This window comes from Paractinoplanes ovalisporus (genome assembly GCF_016834655.1).
Taxonomy (GTDB): Bacteria; Actinomycetota; Actinomycetes; order Mycobacteriales; family Micromonosporaceae; genus Actinoplanes; species Actinoplanes ovalisporus.
The window spans coordinates 43,160-59,282 of sequence record NZ_JAENHP010000033.1; the positions used below are offsets into that span (position 1 = coordinate 43,160).

Consider the following 16,123-nt stretch of genomic DNA (forward strand, 5'->3'; position numbering starts at 1 on the left):
CAGTATCGGGTCCCGTGCCGAACAAATGCGACATTTCGTCCGTTCGGCGGGTTGACTTTCGCGGGGTGTCGTCAGGTGGCGATCTTGGTCAGGAAGCGGAAGAAGTGCGGGTCGAAGCGGGCCGGGTCGGCGGCCTCCAGGGCGGAGCGGGTCCACCACCGGACGCCGTGGAACTCGCCCTCGTCGACCACCAGTGCCTGGTCGCGGTCGCAGGGGAGCAGGTACCAGAGGCTCACGTCGGTGTGCCCGGAATCGATTCCGACGGTGCGGGTCACGGTGAGGAACACCGGTTCCGGCGAGACTTTCGATCCGTCCAGCCCGAGCTCCTCGCCGATCTCGCGGGCGGCCGCCACCCCGGGCTCCTCACCCGGCTCGACATGCCCGCCCGGCGGCAGCCACAGGCCGGCGTTCACGTGGTCCACCAACAGGATCGCGCCGTCGGTCGGGTCGATCGGCACCACGTACGCCACCAGGTGCTGGTCGGGGGTGGCCGGCTTGACCCGCCGGTACACGTCGTCGGTGCGCGCGAGCCAGTCGAGCACGTGCTCCCGGTGCTCGGCCTCGAGATCGTCGCCGGCTCGCAGACCGGACACCAGCGAATGAACAGCGGCAAGCATCCGAGCATGATCCCACTCACCGGCCCCAACCCGGCACCGTGACTACGGAAAGCCGGCGACGGCTTCGGCCTGAGTTGTGGCGGTCGCGCAGGCCGTGATCCGGGCCGCCCACTCCCGGACGAGATCCCGCAGCTCCGCCGGCTCGTCGATGACGAACGGCAAGCCCACCCCGGCCAGCACGCCGGGCAGCCAGTCGAGCCGCTCGGCCCGGAGCCGCACGATCACCCAGCCATGGGAGCCGGAAGAACGCGCGGCGGTGAGCGCGGCGGAGGAGGGCGCGGTGGAGGAGGACGCGACTGTGGGCGCGGTGGAGGAGGGCGCGGTGGAGGGGGCGGAAGGCGCAGTGGAGGTGGGCGCGGCGACGGGCCCGGCAGAGGAAGGCGTGGCGGAAGAGCCGGTGGAGGGCTCGACGGTGACGAGTCCGCGGGGGAACCGGGTGCGCACGTCGTCGGCTTCGCCTCGTACGCGGAGCACGACGCTGTGCCGCCACGGTGTGCCGGCCAAGCCGGTCAGCACGACCTCGACGGGGTCGAACGAAGGCGGCGTCTCGAACGTGCCGGCCGCCGGGCGTACCCAGCCGATCCGGTCGAGGCGGAAGGTGCGGACCTCGCCCGAGACCGAATCCGCGCCGGTCACGTACCAGCGTCGGGAATGCGCGACGATCCCGTACGGATGGAGGGTGCGCTCGCGGCCGGAATAGCTGATCACCACCGGGTGGCGCTGCCGGGCCGCGGTGGCCAGTTGCAGGAGCACGGCCGCTTCGGGAGTGGCCGCCGACGACGCCGGTGAGGTGAAGTGCAGGGTCTCCGCCAGCGCCTCGAACCGGGCCGCCGCGGCCTTGGGCAGCACCCGTCGCACCTTGCCGGCCGCACTCTCGACCGCCTCGTCCGAGGTGGGCAGCAGTCCGGCCCGGCGCCCGGCGACCAGGCCGAGCAGGATGGCCATCGCCTCTTCGTCGGTCAGCATCAGCGGCGGCATCCGGAAGCCGGGCGCCAACCGGTAACCCCCGTAGCGCCCCCGCACCGACCCGACCGGGATGTCGAGGTCGATCAGGTGCTCGGCATAGCGCCTCACGGTCCGCTCGTCGACGCCCAGCCGTGCCGCCAGCTCGCCGACGGTGTGGGTGCCGCCGCCCTGCAGGATCTCCAGCAGCGCGAGCACGCGCGCGGTCGGCCGGCTCATCGAAGGCTGATGGAAAAGGGCCTCATGAAGGTGAAGATACCGGGCGGATCCTGTCCGGTATCAGTCGTAGCGTCGACCCCATGAACTTCGCATCCGTACGCATCATCACCGCCGACGTCGACCGCCTGGTCGCCTTCTACGAGCGGGTCACCGGCGTCACCGCCCGCCGCCCCGCGCCCGTCTTCGCCGAGCTGGTCCTGCCCGGTGCCACCCTCGCGATCGGCGCCACGGTCACGGCCCCCGTCGAGCCCGGCCGGCCGGGCTCGGCGATCATCGAGTTCCGCGTCGACGACGTGGACGCCGAGTACGCGCGCCTGCAGGACCAGCAGGTTCTGGACGACGTCGTGCAGAAGCCCACCACCATGCCGTGGGGCAACCGCTCCCTGCTGTTCCGTGACCCCGACGGCACCCTGGTGAACCTGTTCACCCCGGTCACCGCCGAAGCCGCCGCGCGCCAGAAGCCGTAAGGGCCAAGCGCCGGGCGGAAGGCGGGCCGAGCGCGGCGACAAAGGCCAAGCGCCAGCGCCGAGCGCGGCGACAAAGGCCAAGCGCCAAGCGCCAAGCGCCAAGCGCCGGGCGACTGAAAGAAGACGCCGCGGAGATCAGACCAGATCGGCCGGGTTCGTGTTGGCGCCGCACAACAGCACGACCACCCGCTCACCCGGCGCCGGCACATAGGCGCCCGACGTCAGAGCCGCGTACGCCGCCGCCGTCCCGTGCTCGACGGCCAGACGGTAGTCGTCCCACAGGCGGCGGCGCGCGTCCACGATCGCGTCGTCGCCGACCAGCACCGTCGGGGTCTCCGCGGCCACCGCCATCTCGTACGCGATCTGGCCCACCCGCCGCGCGCCCAGCGAGTCGGCCGCCGCCCCGGACACCGGGACGTCGACCGGCGCCCCGGCCTGGATCGCGCTGTGCAGGGCCGAGGCCGTCTCGGGCTCGACCGACACCACGCGCGCCGCCGGGTGCAGGGCCGCGATCACCCCGGCGATCAGGCCACCGCCGCCGACCGCCACCAGCACGGTGTCGAAGCCGGACGGGATCTGGGCGACCAGTTCCAGGCCGAGCGTCCCGTTGCCGGCGACCATGTTCGGGTCGTCGTAGGCGTGGCAGAACAGCGCGCCGGTCGACGAGGCGTGCACCACCGCCGCCGCGTACGCCTCGGCGTACTCGCGACCGACCTGCACCACCTTGGCGCCCAGCTTGCCGAGCTTGGCCACCTTCACCGCGGGCGCCGTCTCGGGCACGAAGACCTCGGCCGTTACGCCCAGCTCGCGCGCGGCGTGCGCGGCGGCCAGGCCCGCGTTCCCGCCCGAGGCGGCGACGATGCCCGCCGCGGGCAGGTCACCGGCGGCCAGGATCTGGTTGAACATGCCGCGGGTCTTGAACGATCCGGCGTGCTGCGTGTGCTCGAGCTTGAACCAGACCCCGTCGTCGCCCCGCATGACGGGGGTGTGCCGGATCCGGCCTTCGAGACGGGAGAGCGCCGCCCGTACGTCATCAATCTGAACAGTCATCAGGAAAAACTCTAGGCGATGCTCCAGGACACCTGCCGCGACGTCACGGGCGTACGTTCACCCACCAGACGCGCGATGTCGAGTAATCGGTTCGAGAAGCCCCACTCGTTGTCGAACCAGCCGCGCACCTTGACCCCGCCGTCGGCCGTGGTCTGGGTGCCGGACGGGTCGAACAGGCACGACGCCGGGTTGTTCTTCACGTCGATCGAGACCGTCGGGTCGGGGTCGTAGGCCAGCACCCGGCGCAGCGGACCGGCGGCCGCCTCGGCCATGGCCCGGTTGACCTCCTCGACGCTGACCGGCCGGTCGGTCTGCCCGGAGAGCTCGGCCAGCGAGCCGATCGGGGTGGGAACGCAGTAGTAGCTGTAGCGCATCTCGCCGATCTCGGGCAGCGCCACCCGCACGAGGTCACCGACCACATAGTTGTGCGGGATGATGCTCTCGCCGGTGGCCCGGCCCAGCCGCGGGTCGTCGCGGGAGGTGCCGCTGAACGTGTCCTGCGGTTTCTGCCAGCCCTGGGTGGCCAGCACGACCGACGTGTTCACGCCCCGCAGGCCGAACCGGTCGAGCAGCACCTTGGCCATCACGGTGAGAGCGTTCACGCCGCACGAGCCGGGGGAGACCACGTCGTGGTGGTCGGGGTCGTAGGTCGTGTGGTTCGCGCCGTAGACCAGGAACGCGTCGGGGTCGTCGGCCGAGGCGCTGATCACGACCTTGCGGGCGCCGCCGTGGGTGATGTGGGTGCGGGCCGTCGTGCCGGCCCGGAACCGCCCGGTGGCCTCGATGACGACGTCGACCCCGGCGTCGGCCCACGGAATGCGTTCGGGCCGTTCATGGTGGAACGCGCGGATCGCATGGTCATTCACGACCAGGTGGTCGGCGCGGGCGGTCACGGTGCCCGGAAATGCGCCCCGAATGCTGTCGCGGCGCAGCCCGTAGGCCATTTTCTCGGTGGAGGCAAGGTCGTTTACCGCGGCAATGGATATTCCCGGATCTGACGTTGCGGCGACTATCCGCGCGACACTGCGGCCGATCCGCCCGAATCCGTTGATGCCGATCGTGACACTCATGGGAAGGCTCTCCTCGGCCGCTTTTGATGGTGCTGTCGTTCGCGCCGCCGGCGATACCACCGCGCGTCACGCCCTCGACACTATGAGTCGTGCAACTTGCACGTCAACGCACGGCGTGTCACACCACATCGTTGATCCACACCGGACGCCGGCATCCATCGCCGTCGTCGTGCCCATCGACCTGCCGTTCCTTCCGATAGGGACGTTCCGGCCGTCTGCGCCTTTCGGATGAGCGTTGCGCATTCCGGCCAGTCGATGTTCTTGCGAGACAATTCAGCTGCCGAGAATTTCAACCCGGACAGCTCCCCCACGGTATTCCGGAATCGATCAGCGGGTGGCGGCAATCACCCTTGTGAGTGCCGCGTGCAACGACTCCAGTTCCTCGATAGGCATGCCCAATCGGGCCACGATCGCGGGCGGGATCTTCTCGGCCTCGGCGCGCAGGGCCCGGCCGCGGGCGGTGAGGGTCACGGCCAGGCTGCGCTCGTCGGCCGGGTCGCGCTGCCGGTCCACGTATCCGATGGTCTCGAGCCTCTTGAGCAGCGGCGAGAGCGTGCCCGGGTCGAGCTGGAGCAGCCGGCTGAGGTCGCGCACCGAGAGCGGGGCGTTCTGCCAGAGGGCGAGCATCACCAGGTATTGCGGGTGGGTGAGGCCCATCGGCTCGAGCAGCGGACGGTAGAGCGCCACCACGCTGCGCGAGGCCACCGACAGGGCGAAACACACCTGCCGTTCCAGTTCGAGGGGGTCATCGTCCGCCACGCCGCAAGCCTAGCGACGCCACCCCGGCCAGGAGCGTCAGCAGGATGCCGGTGAACCAGAGGATCGAGGTGGTCGACGGCACGTAGCGGCTGGCGATGCCGAGACCCAGCACCGGGACGACCAGCCCCGAGTAGGCGATCAGGAACAGCCCGGCCAGGCTCTCGCCGCGCTTGGCGGTGGGAGCGTTCGCCGCGATCGTGCCGACGGCCGACTTGAACAGGATGCCGGCGCCGACCCCGGCGATCGCGCCGCCGATCAGGAAGGTCGCCAGCGAGGCCGTCTCCATGCCGGTGGTCAGCACGACCAGACCCGCGGCCTGGGCGATCAGCCCGCCCCGGAACCGGGTGGCGGGGGTGAGCCGGCCGCTTACGGCCTGGGCGGCCGCGCCCGCGCCGAAGACCACGAACACGGTCACGCCGGCCAGCAGCCGGCTCGGGTGGTGCAGCGCGCCGGCCACGAAGCTGGGGGCGAGCGAGGTGAACAGGCCGAACACGGCGAACGCGGCGAACGAGGAGACGACCGCCACGACGACGGCGGTGCGGTCCGGGCCGGCGATCCGCACACCCTGCGGCCGGTAACGCGGACGGACGGCAGGCGCGTCCACCGTCTCGGGAGCGGCGGCGACGGCGACCACGCTGAGTGCCAGCAGGACCAGGAAGACCACGTACGGCGTACGCAGCGGAGTCGTCACGAACTGCGCCAGGGCGCCCGCCACCAGGGTCCCCGCGCCGAGCCCGCCCAGGTTGGCCGCCGACGACACGACCTCGAAGCGCGTGGCGCCGGCCCCGGGACGGTGGGCCCGGTGCAGCTCGAGCAGGTAGGCGGTGGCGGTCGCGGTCAGCATGCCCACGCCCAGGCCGGTGAGGAACCGGGCCACGATCAGCCCGGGCAGCGCCGTCCACGTGAGGAAGAGCACGCCCGCCAGGATCTCCAGGCCGAGCGACGCCTGCAGGACGCGGCGGCGGCCGGTCCAGTCCGAGATGTGCCCGGCCAGCAGCAGGCTGACGATCACGCCGACCGCGTAGACCGCGAACACGACCGTCACCGTGAACGCCGAGAAGCCGTCCGCGCGCTGATAGAGCGGGTAGAGCGGGGTGGGCGCGGTGGAGAACGCGAGCGCGACGAGGTAGACGGCGGCGATCAGCCAGAAGCCGCGGCCGTGACGCTGCGAGGCCGGCGGCGCGGACTGCGGCCGCACCAGAACATCAGTCATGACCTCACACTGCGTCGCCACAAGCATCATCACCAACGATGATTACTGCTGACTATCATCACCAACTGTGCTGGAGCTGCGTCACTTCGAATACTTCGTCGCCGTCGCCGAGGAGCGGAACTTCACCCGCGCCGCGGCCCGCCTGCACGTCGTCCAGTCCGGCGTGAGCGCGGTGATCAAATCGCTGGAGCACGAGATGGGCACGCGGCTGCTCGAGCGCACGTCGAAACGGGTCGAACTGACCGACGCCGGCGAGGCGCTGCTTCCGCGGGCCCGGGCGGCCATCGACGCCGTACGGGAGGCTCGTGACGCCGTCGACGAGGTGCGCGGCGGCCTGCGCGGCACGGTCCGGATCGGCACCCTCATCTCGGTCCCGCTGATCGACGTGCCGTCGCTGCTCGGCGCGTTCCACCGGGTGCACCCGAACGTCGGGCTCCGGCTCAGCGTCTCGCCCCGCGGCTCGGTCGGGCTGCTCGACGCGCTGGCCGACGGCTCGCTCGACGTGGCGTTCGTCTCGGCGCCCGGCCGTCCGCCCGCGGGCATCCGCGTCCGCCAGATCGAGTCGCGCCGGCTCGACCTGGTGCTGCCCGCGGGGCACCGGCTGGCCGGCGCGGCCGAGGTGCGGATCGCCGACCTGGCCGGGGAGGCGTTCGTCGACTTCCCGCTCGGTTTCGGCAACCGGACGGTCGTCGACCGGGCGTTCGCCGCGGCCGGGGTGCAGCGCCACGTGGCGATCGAGGTGACCGACATCGCGGGCGGCGCCGGCTTCGTACGGGAAGGGCTGGGGGTGGCCATTCTGCCGACGTTCGTGGTGCCCGACGACCGGACGGGACTGGTGCTCAAGAAGGTGGTGGGCGCCGACCTGGACTGGCCGCTCGGCGTCGCCGTCTCGGCGGTGCGGCGGCCCAGCGCGGCGGCCCGGGCCCTGCTGGCGCTGATCGACGAGAAGGTCGGTTAGCCCGAAACGCTCTCATGATTGCCCTTCGTCCGTAAAACTTTCACATAACGGACCTGAGGGGGAGCGGCGGTGGCAGAGCAACAACCGGCCGAGTCGGTGCTGCAGTTCCGGCGGTTCGCGCTGGCGGTCTGCCTGATCGGCATGCTCGTCCAGCTCGGGCTGACCGCTTACTACCTGGGCATGGGACACAAGGCCCAGCCCCACCACGTGCCGGTCGGGCTGGTGTCGCCCGCCGCCGAGCGCGGCCAGGTGGCCGGGCTGCTCACCGAGCGGGGCTACTTCAAGGTCACCGACTACGCCACGGCCGACGACCTCGAGATCGCGATCAAACGGCGCGACGTGTACGGCGGGGTCGACATCACCGGCACGCGGCCCCACCTGTACGTGGCGTCGGCCGCCGGTCCCGCCGCGGCCTCGCTGCTGCGCACCACGTTCACCTCGGTCGTGCAGCAGCAGACGGCGGCCGAGCTCCAGCGCCTGGCCGACCAGGGTGACCGCATCGCCGTCTCGCGCGCCCAGCAGCTCAACTCGCCACCGCCGATCACCGACGTGGTGCCGCTGCCCGACGACGACGTCAACGGCGTCTCGCTCGGCTTCCTCACCCAGGCGCTCGCCCTGGGCGGCACCATCGCGTCGATGGGCCTGGGCCGCCTGATCCCCCGTACGCGCAGATCCTGGCGCCGTGGCATCGCCCACGTCAGCATCCTGGCCGTCTATGCGCTCGGATCGGCCGCGGCCGTGCTCTGGTCGATGGGCTGGTTCGGCGTGGGGGTCACCGCCGACCGCAGCGAGATGCTCGGCATCTTCTCGTTGATCTCGCTGGCCATCACCGCCTCCACGGCCGGCGCGGTGGCGATCTTCGGCCCTGTCGGCGCCCTGCTCGGCGCCCTCTACTTCACGGTCGGCACGGTGATCTCGGGCGCCAGCATCCTGCCCGAGTTCCTGCCCGCGTTCGGCCGCCACCTCGGGGCCAACCTGCCGACCGGCGCCGGCGTGCAGGCCGTGCGCGACAACCTGTACTTCCCGGCCGCCGACATCCAGGGCCACCTGATCGTGCTCGCCCTCTACGCCGGCATCGGCGCGCTGGTCGTGCTCGTCACCAACATGCTGCCCAACCGGCGGAACCAGACGTCCGAGGTCGACCTCGACCTGGCCCACCGGCTCGAGGGCTCGGAACGACGCGAGCCCGTGAAACTCTGAGATCGCGGGCCCGACCTGCCGATCACCAGGGACATGCCCGTACGCACCCGAGTCACCGTCCCCCTCCGCTACGCCGACGGTTACGCCACGACCGCCCAGATGGTCACGTTCGACGGCCTGTCCGACGGCAAGGAGCACCTGGCGCTCGCGCTCGGCACGCCCGGCGAGTTCCCCCTCGTACGTCTGCATTCCGAATGCCTGACCGGCGAGGTGTTCGGCTCGCAGCGCTGCGACTGCGGCCCGCAGCTGCGCGAATCCGTCGAGCGGATCGCCGAGCGCGGGGGCTACCTGCTCTATCTGCGCCAGGAGGGCCGGGGCATCGGGCTCTACAACAAGCTCGACACGTACACCCTGCAGGACGCCGGGCTCGACACCTACCAGGCCAACCGCGCACTCGGGCACGGCGACGACCAGCGCGACTATGCCGCCGCCGCGCAGATGCTCACGGCCCTCGGGGCCACCACCGTCGACCTGCTGACCAACAATCCGGACAAGGTCGCCCAACTGCGCAAGAACCAGATTTCCGTACGGGAGGTCGTGCGCACCGGCGTGCACGCGTCCCCGGCCAACCGGCGTTACCTGGAGGCCAAGGTCGCCCACACCGGGCACACGATCGCCCTGGATGCCGTGCGTTGAATCACGCCCGCGCGGCTCAGGTTTCCGCGCGGGTGCCGAACAGGAGTTCGTGGGGATTGAGCGGATCAACTCGCGGATCGCGGACATCCAGAGCCGCATGATCGCGATGCAGACGCAACAGGCGGGCCGGAACGTGCAGGCCCAGTCGGCCAAGTCCGCGACGGGGGCCGAGGGCGGGTCCTTCGCCAGCGCCCTCGAGAGCGCGGTGGCCCAGACCGGCGCCGGCAAGACCTACACCCTCAACAGCAAGGGCATTCCGACCGAGCTGGCCGCCTACGGCAACGGCAAGATCCCGGCCAATGCGCTCGAGCAGGTCGGCAACACCCGGCACAAGCTCTGGGCGCCGGCCGCCGAGTCGCTCAACCGGATGATCAACGACGCCAAGCGGGAAGGCGTCACCATCGGCATCACCGACTCCTACCGTCCGTACGAGGAACAGGTTGATCTCGCCCGCCGCAAGGGGCTCTATTCCCAGGGCGGGCTGGCGGCCAAGCCCGGAACCAGCGAACACGGCTGGGGCATGGCCACCGACCTCGACCTGAACTCGAAGGCGCAGGCGTGGATCCGCGCCAACGGCGAGAAGTACGGCTTCTCCGAGAACGTGCCGCGCGAGCCGTGGCACTGGGAGTACAAGCCGCCGACCGCCTGAGGTTCCGCGCACGGTGTTGATCGTTTCCGCACGCGGGCGTTGATGCTGACGTTTTACGCGCGGGCGTTGATGCTGATGTTTACGCGCGGGCGATGATCTCGCCGTGCAGCAGGGACATCCAACCGTCGGGGTCGGCCGCCCAGTCACGCCACGCCTGTGAGAGGCGGGCTAGGTCGTCGCGGGTCGCGGCGCCGGTACGCTCGGCCGTCGCGGCCATGTCCGACTTCAGGATGCGGTCGGCCCACATGCCGCCCCACCACTCACGGTCGGCCGGCGTCGCGAAGCACCACGTGCTCGACGTCGCCGTCACATCGGTCAGACCGGCCGCGTGGGCCCAGGCCAGCAGGTGCCGGGCCGCGTCGGGCTCACCGCCGTTGCCCCGCGCCACCTGCTCGTAGAGGGCGAGCCATTCGTCGAGCTCGGGCAGCCGCGGATACCAGGCGAAGGCCGCATAATCACTGTCCCGTACGGCGATCAGCCCGCCCGGCTTCGTGACCCGGCGCATCTCGCGCAGGGCCGCCACCGGGTCGCCCAGATGCTGCAGCACCTGATGCGCGTGCACCACGTCGAACGTATCGTCGGGGAAGTCGAGCCGGTGCACGTCGCCGACCGCGAAGTCGACGTTGGTCAGACCGCGCCGGGCGATCTCGGCCCGCGCCAGGTCGAGCGCGCCCTCGGTCACCTCCAGCGCGGTGACCCTCGCGGGTGTGATCAGGCTCGCGAAGTCGGCCGTGATGGTGCCGGGACCACAACCGACGTCGAGCACCGCGACGCCGGAGGAAAGATGCGGCAGGAGGTACGCCGCCGAATTCTCTGCGGTGCGCCACCGGTGGGAGCGCAAGACCGATTCATGATGACCGTGGGTGTACGTCGCCATGCCCCTCACGCTATGCCCGCCGTCCTCACATGTGGGACAACTTTCCCATCTAATGGGAGGCGTTCTCTTTTTCGATTTCTCCGTACGCAGTTCAGGCCGTACTTTTGTGCGCATGAGGATCGGCATTGTGGGCGCGACGGGACAGGTGGGCAGCGTCATGCGGCGCATCCTGGCCGAGCGCGAATTCCCCCTGGGTGAGCTCCGTCTGTTCGCGTCCGCTCGCAGCGCGGGCCGCACCCTCCCGTGGGGCGACGGTGAAGTGACGGTCGAAGACGCGGCGACGGCCGACTACAGCGGTCTCGACATCGTCCTGTTCTCCGCCGGTGGCGCCAGCTCCAAGGAGCTCGCACCCCGCGTCGCCGCGGCCGGCGCCGTGGTCGTCGACAACTCGTCGGCCTGGCGCATGGACCCCGACGTCCCGCTGGTCGTCAGCGAGGTCAACCCGCAGGCGATCCACCACCGCCCCAAGGGCATCATCGCCAACCCCAACTGCACGACCATGGCCGCGATGCCGGTGCTGCGCCCGCTCCACGAAGAGGCCGGCCTGGTCGCGATGGTCGCCACCACCTATCAGGCCGTCTCCGGGGCCGGGCTGGCCGGCGTGAGCGAGCTCGACGAGCAGGTGAAGAAGGTCAGCGACCGCGCCACCGAGCTCACCCACGACGGTTCGGCCGTCGAGTTCCCGGCGCCGCGCTCGTTCGCCAAGCCGATCGCGTTCAACGTGCTGCCGCTGGCCGGCAAGATCGTGGACGACGGCCGCGACGAGACCGACGAGGAGCAGAAGCTCCGCAACGAGAGCCGCAAAATCCTCGATATCCCGTCGCTGCTGGTCTCCGGCACCTGCGTGCGGGTCCCGGTCTTCACCGGCCACTCGCTGCAGATCAACGCCCGCTTCGCCCGGCCGATCACGCCGGCCCGCGTCCGCGAGCTGCTGACCGGCGCGCCCGGTGTCGAACTGTCCGACGTGCCGACCCCGCTCGAGGCGGCCGGTCGCGACCCGTCGTACGTGGGCCGCATCCGCGCCGACGAGACCGTCGAGAACGGCATCGCGCTCTTCGTCTCGAACGACAACCTGCGCAAGGGGGCCGCTCTCAACGCCGTGCAGGTCGCCGAGCTGGTGGCTGCGTCGCTCTGACTTCCGCGGCGCCTTTCGTGGCCTGACTCCCGTCGCGGCATCCTGTGGAAGCCCGGCTCCCCATGGTGGAACCGGGCTTCCACGGTCACCGCCTGGTCGACACCCGTGGCCGCCTGGGAACGGTCGTCGCCGTGCGGGTAGCGGACACTTCTGGCTGCGCCTCGTTCCCGCCACGGCTTGGCCTTGTTCCCGCGCCATGGCTTGGGCCTTGTTCCCACCGCGGCTTGGGCCTCGTTCCCGGCACGACTTGGGCCCCGTTCCCGCTCCACGGCTTGGGCCTCGTTCCCACCGCGTCCTGCGCCTCTCTCCCGCCTCGGCCCGCGGCTTGTTCCCGCCACGGTTACGAAACCGCGTTAGCTCAAAACCGCCCTGGTCACACGGCCGGGGCGGTTTTTGTTGTCCTTGCCTCACCCTCCAATGTGGAAATCTAGGACATTTTGCCCGAATCGGTGGCGGATGGTCGGTTTGAGGTGCAGAGTGATTGCATGAGCGACAGTGGGCCCGGCGGAGGCTACTTCTGGTGCCTTCGCCACCATCGGGTCGAGAGCGGCGACGACGTGTGTCCCGCTCAATATCGACTCGGCCCCTACGCCACGGCCGACGAAGCTGAGCGAGCGCTCGAGACTGTCGAGAAGCGCAACGCCGAGTGGGACGCCGAGGATGCCCGCTGGACCGGGGAGGCCGGCTGACGCCGGTGCCGGCCCCCGAGACCATGCCGCACCACTGATCGCCCTCATCGATCGTTGCAGTCTCCGGGCGGGGACAAGCCCGCAGACGTACGCGCATCACTCGCGCAGTCATTCGCAAGGAGGAACACCCCAGATGGCCGTTGCCAAAAAGGCCCCCGATTCTGCTTCCAGAGCGGACAAAAACCGTATTTCGCGTACGTCGGCGCGCGAGCCCACGGCCGCCGCGTCGCGATCCGCGGGGTCTCGTTCGGGTGCTGTTCGTTCTGGGACGGTGGCCGCTCGAAGCGCGACGGCGGCCAAGGGTGTGACCGCGTCTGGTAAGTCCGTTACCGCGCGGGGTACGACGGCCGCCGCCAAGTCTGTTGGCGGCGCGAAGAGTGTTGGCGCTGCGAAGTCGGCCGCCGCGAAGCCGGGATCCGCGAAGACGGCGGCGGCCAAGATCGGTGCTACGAAGGTGGCTGTTGCTAAGGCGAGCGCCGCTAAGACCGCAACCACCAAGGCGGCCGCTGCGAAGTCGGGGGCCGCGAAGACGGCGGCGGCCAAGATCGGCGCTACGAAGGTGGCTGTTGCTAAGGCGAGCGCCGCCAAGACCGCAACCACCAAGGCGACCGCTGCGAAGTCGGCCACTGCGAAGTCGGGGCCCGCGAAGACGGCAGCGGCGAAGGCCGGTGCTGCGAAGACGGCCGCCGCGACGGCAACCACCAAAGCGGCCGCCGCGAAGTCGGCCGCTGTGAAGACTGCAGCCACCAAAGCGGCCGCTGCGAAAACGGGCGCTGCGAAAACGGGCGCTGCGAACACTGGCGCTGTGAAGTCCGCTGGCACCAAGACTGCTGCCGCGGCGGGGGCGGGCAAGATTGCCGGCTCGAAGGCGGCTTCCGCGTCCAAGCCGGCGGTGGGTAAGGCGATTGCGCCCAAGCAGCGGACGGCGGGCACCGCCGCACGCGGCGGCGCCGCGAAGCTGGCCACGACCAAGGCCTCTGCGACTGGGACTTCCGCGGCCAAGGCGGCGGGGACCAAGGCGCCGGCGGGCCGGGCGAGCGCGGGTAAGACGAGTGCTGGCAAGGGATCCGCGACCGCGACGGCACGTGCCGGGGGCAAGTCGGGAAGCTCCACGAGCGCGCCTTCGTCCACGATGGGCCGACTGGGTGGCGCGGCGGGAACCGACGCGACGGCCCGGACCGCTGCGGTTCGGGGGAGTGCGACGGCGCGGGCCGCTGCGGTTCGGGGGAGTGCGACGGCGCGGACCGCGGATGCGACTGCTGAGGGCGCTGGTGGTGTGACGGCGGCGAAAGCGGCCCGGGCCAATGGCGCGACCTCGCGGGCGGGTTCGGGGGCCAGGAAGAGCACCGCTTCGGCTGCGGCCGCGGTGAAGGCGGCCTCGGCCGCCAAGAAGGCGACCACCGCCGCCCGGACGGCGGCGGGGGCGGCAACCGGGGTGGCCAGGGTTCCGGCCAGCCGCGGTGCGACCAAGACGGCGGCTATCAAGGCTGGGGCGATGACAACAGCGAGCAAGACGACCGCGGCCAAGGCCGCCAAGAAGACGGCGGCGGCCAAGACCACTACGGCGACCCGGAAGACCACGGCCGCGGCCAGCAGCGCCACGGCTTCTCGTAAGGCGACGACCGTGTCGGCGACCGGCAGCGCTTCGGGCGCGAAGAAGGCCGCCGGTGGCGCCGGGGGCCGGAAGGTGGCCGCGGCGGCCAGCGGGTCGGGAACGCGGAAGGTGACCGCGGCGGCGGGCGGTTCCGGCACGCGGAAGGTGACTGCAGCGGCCGGCGGCTCGGGTGCGCGGAAGGTGACTGCGGCGGCGGGCGGTTCCGGCACGCGGAAGGTGACGGCTGCGGCTGGGAGTGCTTCGGGGGCGCGGAAGGTGACTGCCGCGGCTGGTAGTGCTTCTGGTGCGCGGAAGGTGACCGCGGCGGCTGACAGCACGACGGCTGCTCGGAAGACGACCACGGCGGCGGCCAAGAAGGCGGCGGGTGGCGGCACTGCGGCTGCGCGGAAGGCTACGGCGGCTGCGGAAAGTGCTACGGCGGCCCGGAAGACGACGACGGCGACGGCGGCCAAGAGCACGACTGCGGCCAAGAGCGCCACCGCGGCCAAGAGCACAGCGGCGGCCAAGAAGACTGCGGCCAAGGCGACTACGCGGCCGGCCACCAAGTCGTCGGCCAAGAACGGGCCTGCTACCAAGGCTTCGGCCACGAGCGCCGCCGCGGGAACGGCGGCGGCCAAGAAGGCGGGTGCCGGCAAGGCTTCGGCCAAGACCACTACGGCCAAGGCGGCCAAGGCGGTTACCGCGGCCAAGGCGGCTACCGCGGCGGCCCGGACCGCTACGGCGTCGGCCAACAAGGCTGCGGCCGGCACGGCCCGTGCGGGTTACAACCGCAGCACCACCGCTTCGGCCAACCGGGCCGCGGCCGGCGCCGCCAAGAGTGGCACCAACCGCGCCACGGCCTCGGCCGATCGCAGCTCGGCGGCTTCGGCCAACCGGGCGGCGGCCGCTGCGGCCAAGGCGGGCGCCAAGTCGACGGCGGCCGCGAAGAAGGCGACCGCGGCCCGGAAGGCGGCCGCTACGAAGTCGACGGCCCCGAAGTCGGCTGCCACGAAGTCGACGGCCGCGAAGCCCACGGCGACGAAGGCGGCGAAGTCGACGGCTGCGAAGAGCACGGCGACGAAGGCAGCGAAGTCGACCGCCGCGAAGAGCACGGCCGCGAAGGCAACGAAGTCGACCGCGGCGAAGAGCACGGCGACGAAGGCGGCGACCAAGAAGGCGGCGCCGGCCAAGAAGGCTGCGACGGCGAAGAAGGCCGCCCCGGCCAAGACCGCCGCCAAGAAGGCAGCGCCCGCGAAGACCGCGGCGAAGAAGGCCCCGGCCAAGACCGCGACCAAGAGCGCGGCCAGGCCGGCGACCAAGGCCGTCGCCAAGAAAGCGCCGGCCCGGAAGGCGACCACCGCCAAGGCCGCCCCCGCGAAGAAGACGACGGCGCCGCGTTCGCTCGGGCGTACGGCTGTGGAGGGCACCACCAGGACCGCGAGCGGAGCCGGCAGCCGGTCGGCCGTCGCGAAGGTGGCCGGTCTGAGCCCGGTGGCCTCGCGGGGCGGCAACAAGCCCGCGGCCACGCCGACGGCCAAGCGGAGCACAACGAACGAGGCGGGCGCGACCCGGGGCCGGGCCACCCGGTCGGCGAACACGCCGCGGGCGGCGGCGACCACCAAGAACTCGTCGACCAACCGGGCCCGGGTCAGCAAGGCGGCCTCGGCCGCGGCGGCTCGCCAGGCCGCGCTGGGCAACACCCCGGCCGCGGACATGATGGACGCGCCGGTCACGACCGCTCGCAAGGCGGCCGCGCGCCGGCGCTGAACGACCGCGATGCCGACCGCGACCGCCCGCCAGGTGGCCGCGCGGCGACTTTGTACGGCCGCTCGCGAGGTGGCCGCACGGTGCTGAACGACCGTGGTGTCGACTGCGGCTGCCCGGGAGGTGGTCGCAACCGGCGCTGAATGACCGCGATGCTGGTCGCGAACGGCCCAAGGTGGCCGCGCGGTGGAGCTGGACGACCGTACGAACGAGGGCCGCGCCGACGGGCGTGGCCCTTGTTCGTACGGGAAGCTGGTAGGAAT

16 protein-coding genes are annotated in these 16,123 nt (G+C 71.3%); 7 read left to right on the forward strand and 9 right to left on the reverse strand.

Annotated elements, in window-relative coordinates:
- Nucleotides 1–71: 71 nt before the first annotated feature.
- Both JIG36_RS47820 and JIG36_RS47825 read right to left on the reverse strand, forming a co-directional pair.
- Nucleotides 72–617 (reverse strand): NUDIX domain-containing protein, encoded by a 546-nt coding sequence (locus JIG36_RS47820; RefSeq protein WP_203383585.1) that lies wholly within the window; start codon nucleotides 615–617, stop codon nucleotides 72–74.
- A 42-nt stretch (nucleotides 618–659) separates the two neighbouring features.
- Nucleotides 660–1,799, reverse strand: coding sequence for a helix-turn-helix transcriptional regulator (locus tag JIG36_RS47825; RefSeq protein WP_203383586.1), 1,140 nt, complete (start codon nucleotides 1,797–1,799; stop codon nucleotides 660–662).
- 80 nt (nucleotides 1,800–1,879) lie between these two features.
- Between JIG36_RS47825 and JIG36_RS47830 the strand changes: the two genes are divergently transcribed.
- The gene (locus tag JIG36_RS47830; RefSeq protein WP_203383587.1) at nucleotides 1,880–2,266 is read left to right on the forward strand and encodes a VOC family protein; all 387 of its coding nucleotides are present in this window, start codon (nucleotides 1,880–1,882) and stop codon (nucleotides 2,264–2,266) included.
- Nucleotides 2,267–2,401: 135 nt separating this feature from the next.
- Here the strand turns inward: JIG36_RS47830 and JIG36_RS47835 are convergent, their stop codons facing one another.
- From JIG36_RS47835 to JIG36_RS47850, 4 genes are all read right to left on the reverse strand, one after another.
- Entirely contained in the window at nucleotides 2,402–3,316 is a 915-nt protein-coding gene (locus JIG36_RS47835; RefSeq protein WP_203383588.1) for a threonine/serine dehydratase, read from the reverse strand.
- Between the two features lie 11 nt (nucleotides 3,317–3,327).
- Nucleotides 3,328–4,386 (reverse strand): type I glyceraldehyde-3-phosphate dehydrogenase, encoded by a 1,059-nt coding sequence (locus JIG36_RS47840; protein ID WP_203383589.1) that lies wholly within the window; start codon nucleotides 4,384–4,386, stop codon nucleotides 3,328–3,330.
- A 327-nt stretch (nucleotides 4,387–4,713) separates the two neighbouring features.
- On the reverse strand, nucleotides 4,714–5,145 hold the full coding sequence (locus JIG36_RS47845; protein WP_203383590.1) for a MarR family winged helix-turn-helix transcriptional regulator: 432 nt from the start codon (nucleotides 5,143–5,145) through the stop codon (nucleotides 4,714–4,716).
- Entirely contained in the window at nucleotides 5,132–6,358 is a 1,227-nt protein-coding gene (locus JIG36_RS47850; protein WP_203383591.1) for an MFS transporter, read from the reverse strand. Before JIG36_RS47850 ends, JIG36_RS47845 begins: the two co-directional genes overlap by 14 nt.
- 67 nt (nucleotides 6,359–6,425) lie before the next feature.
- Between JIG36_RS47850 and JIG36_RS47855 the strand changes: the two genes are divergently transcribed.
- The 4 genes from JIG36_RS47855 (at nucleotide 6,426) to JIG36_RS47870 (ending at nucleotide 9,801) form a co-directional block, all read left to right on the forward strand.
- Nucleotides 6,426–7,316, forward strand: coding sequence for a LysR family transcriptional regulator (locus JIG36_RS47855; RefSeq protein ID WP_307873208.1), 891 nt, complete (start codon nucleotides 6,426–6,428; stop codon nucleotides 7,314–7,316).
- Nucleotides 7,317–7,385: 69 nt separating this feature from the next.
- Nucleotides 7,386–8,516 carry a hypothetical protein gene (locus tag JIG36_RS47860; protein WP_307873209.1) on the forward strand — a complete coding sequence of 377 codons (1,131 nt, stop codon included), beginning with the start codon at nucleotides 7,386–7,388 and terminating at the stop codon, nucleotides 8,514–8,516.
- Nucleotides 8,517–8,549: 33 nt separating this feature from the next.
- A complete protein-coding gene (locus JIG36_RS47865) occupies nucleotides 8,550–9,152 on the forward strand; it encodes a GTP cyclohydrolase II (RefSeq protein ID WP_203383592.1) in 603 nt (200 codons plus the stop codon).
- 49 nt (nucleotides 9,153–9,201) lie between these two features.
- Nucleotides 9,202–9,801 carry a M15 family metallopeptidase gene (locus JIG36_RS47870; protein WP_203383593.1) on the forward strand — a complete coding sequence of 200 codons (600 nt, stop codon included), beginning with the start codon at nucleotides 9,202–9,204 and terminating at the stop codon, nucleotides 9,799–9,801.
- Between the two features lie 79 nt (nucleotides 9,802–9,880).
- Here JIG36_RS47870 and JIG36_RS47875 read toward each other — a convergent pair whose 3' ends face one another.
- Nucleotides 9,881–10,678 (reverse strand): class I SAM-dependent methyltransferase, encoded by a 798-nt coding sequence (locus tag JIG36_RS47875; RefSeq protein WP_203383594.1) that lies wholly within the window; start codon nucleotides 10,676–10,678, stop codon nucleotides 9,881–9,883.
- 112 nt (nucleotides 10,679–10,790) lie between these two features.
- Between JIG36_RS47875 and JIG36_RS47880 the strand changes: the two genes are divergently transcribed.
- A complete protein-coding gene (locus tag JIG36_RS47880; protein WP_203383595.1) occupies nucleotides 10,791–11,813 on the forward strand; it encodes an aspartate-semialdehyde dehydrogenase in 1,023 nt (340 codons plus the stop codon).
- Between the two features lie 485 nt (nucleotides 11,814–12,298).
- A complete protein-coding gene (locus JIG36_RS47885; RefSeq protein ID WP_203383596.1) occupies nucleotides 12,299–12,502 on the forward strand; it encodes a hypothetical protein in 204 nt (67 codons plus the stop codon).
- Between the two features lie 108 nt (nucleotides 12,503–12,610).
- Here JIG36_RS47885 and JIG36_RS47890 read toward each other — a convergent pair whose 3' ends face one another.
- Together JIG36_RS47890 and JIG36_RS47895 are read right to left on the reverse strand one after the other, a co-directional pair.
- A complete protein-coding gene (locus JIG36_RS47890; RefSeq protein WP_236049854.1) occupies nucleotides 12,611–14,848 on the reverse strand; it encodes a hypothetical protein in 2,238 nt (745 codons plus the stop codon).
- Between the two features lie 30 nt (nucleotides 14,849–14,878).
- On the reverse strand, nucleotides 14,879–15,829 hold the full coding sequence (locus JIG36_RS47895; protein WP_203383598.1) for a hypothetical protein: 951 nt from the start codon (nucleotides 15,827–15,829) through the stop codon (nucleotides 14,879–14,881).
- Nucleotides 15,830–16,123 lie beyond the last annotated feature (294 nt).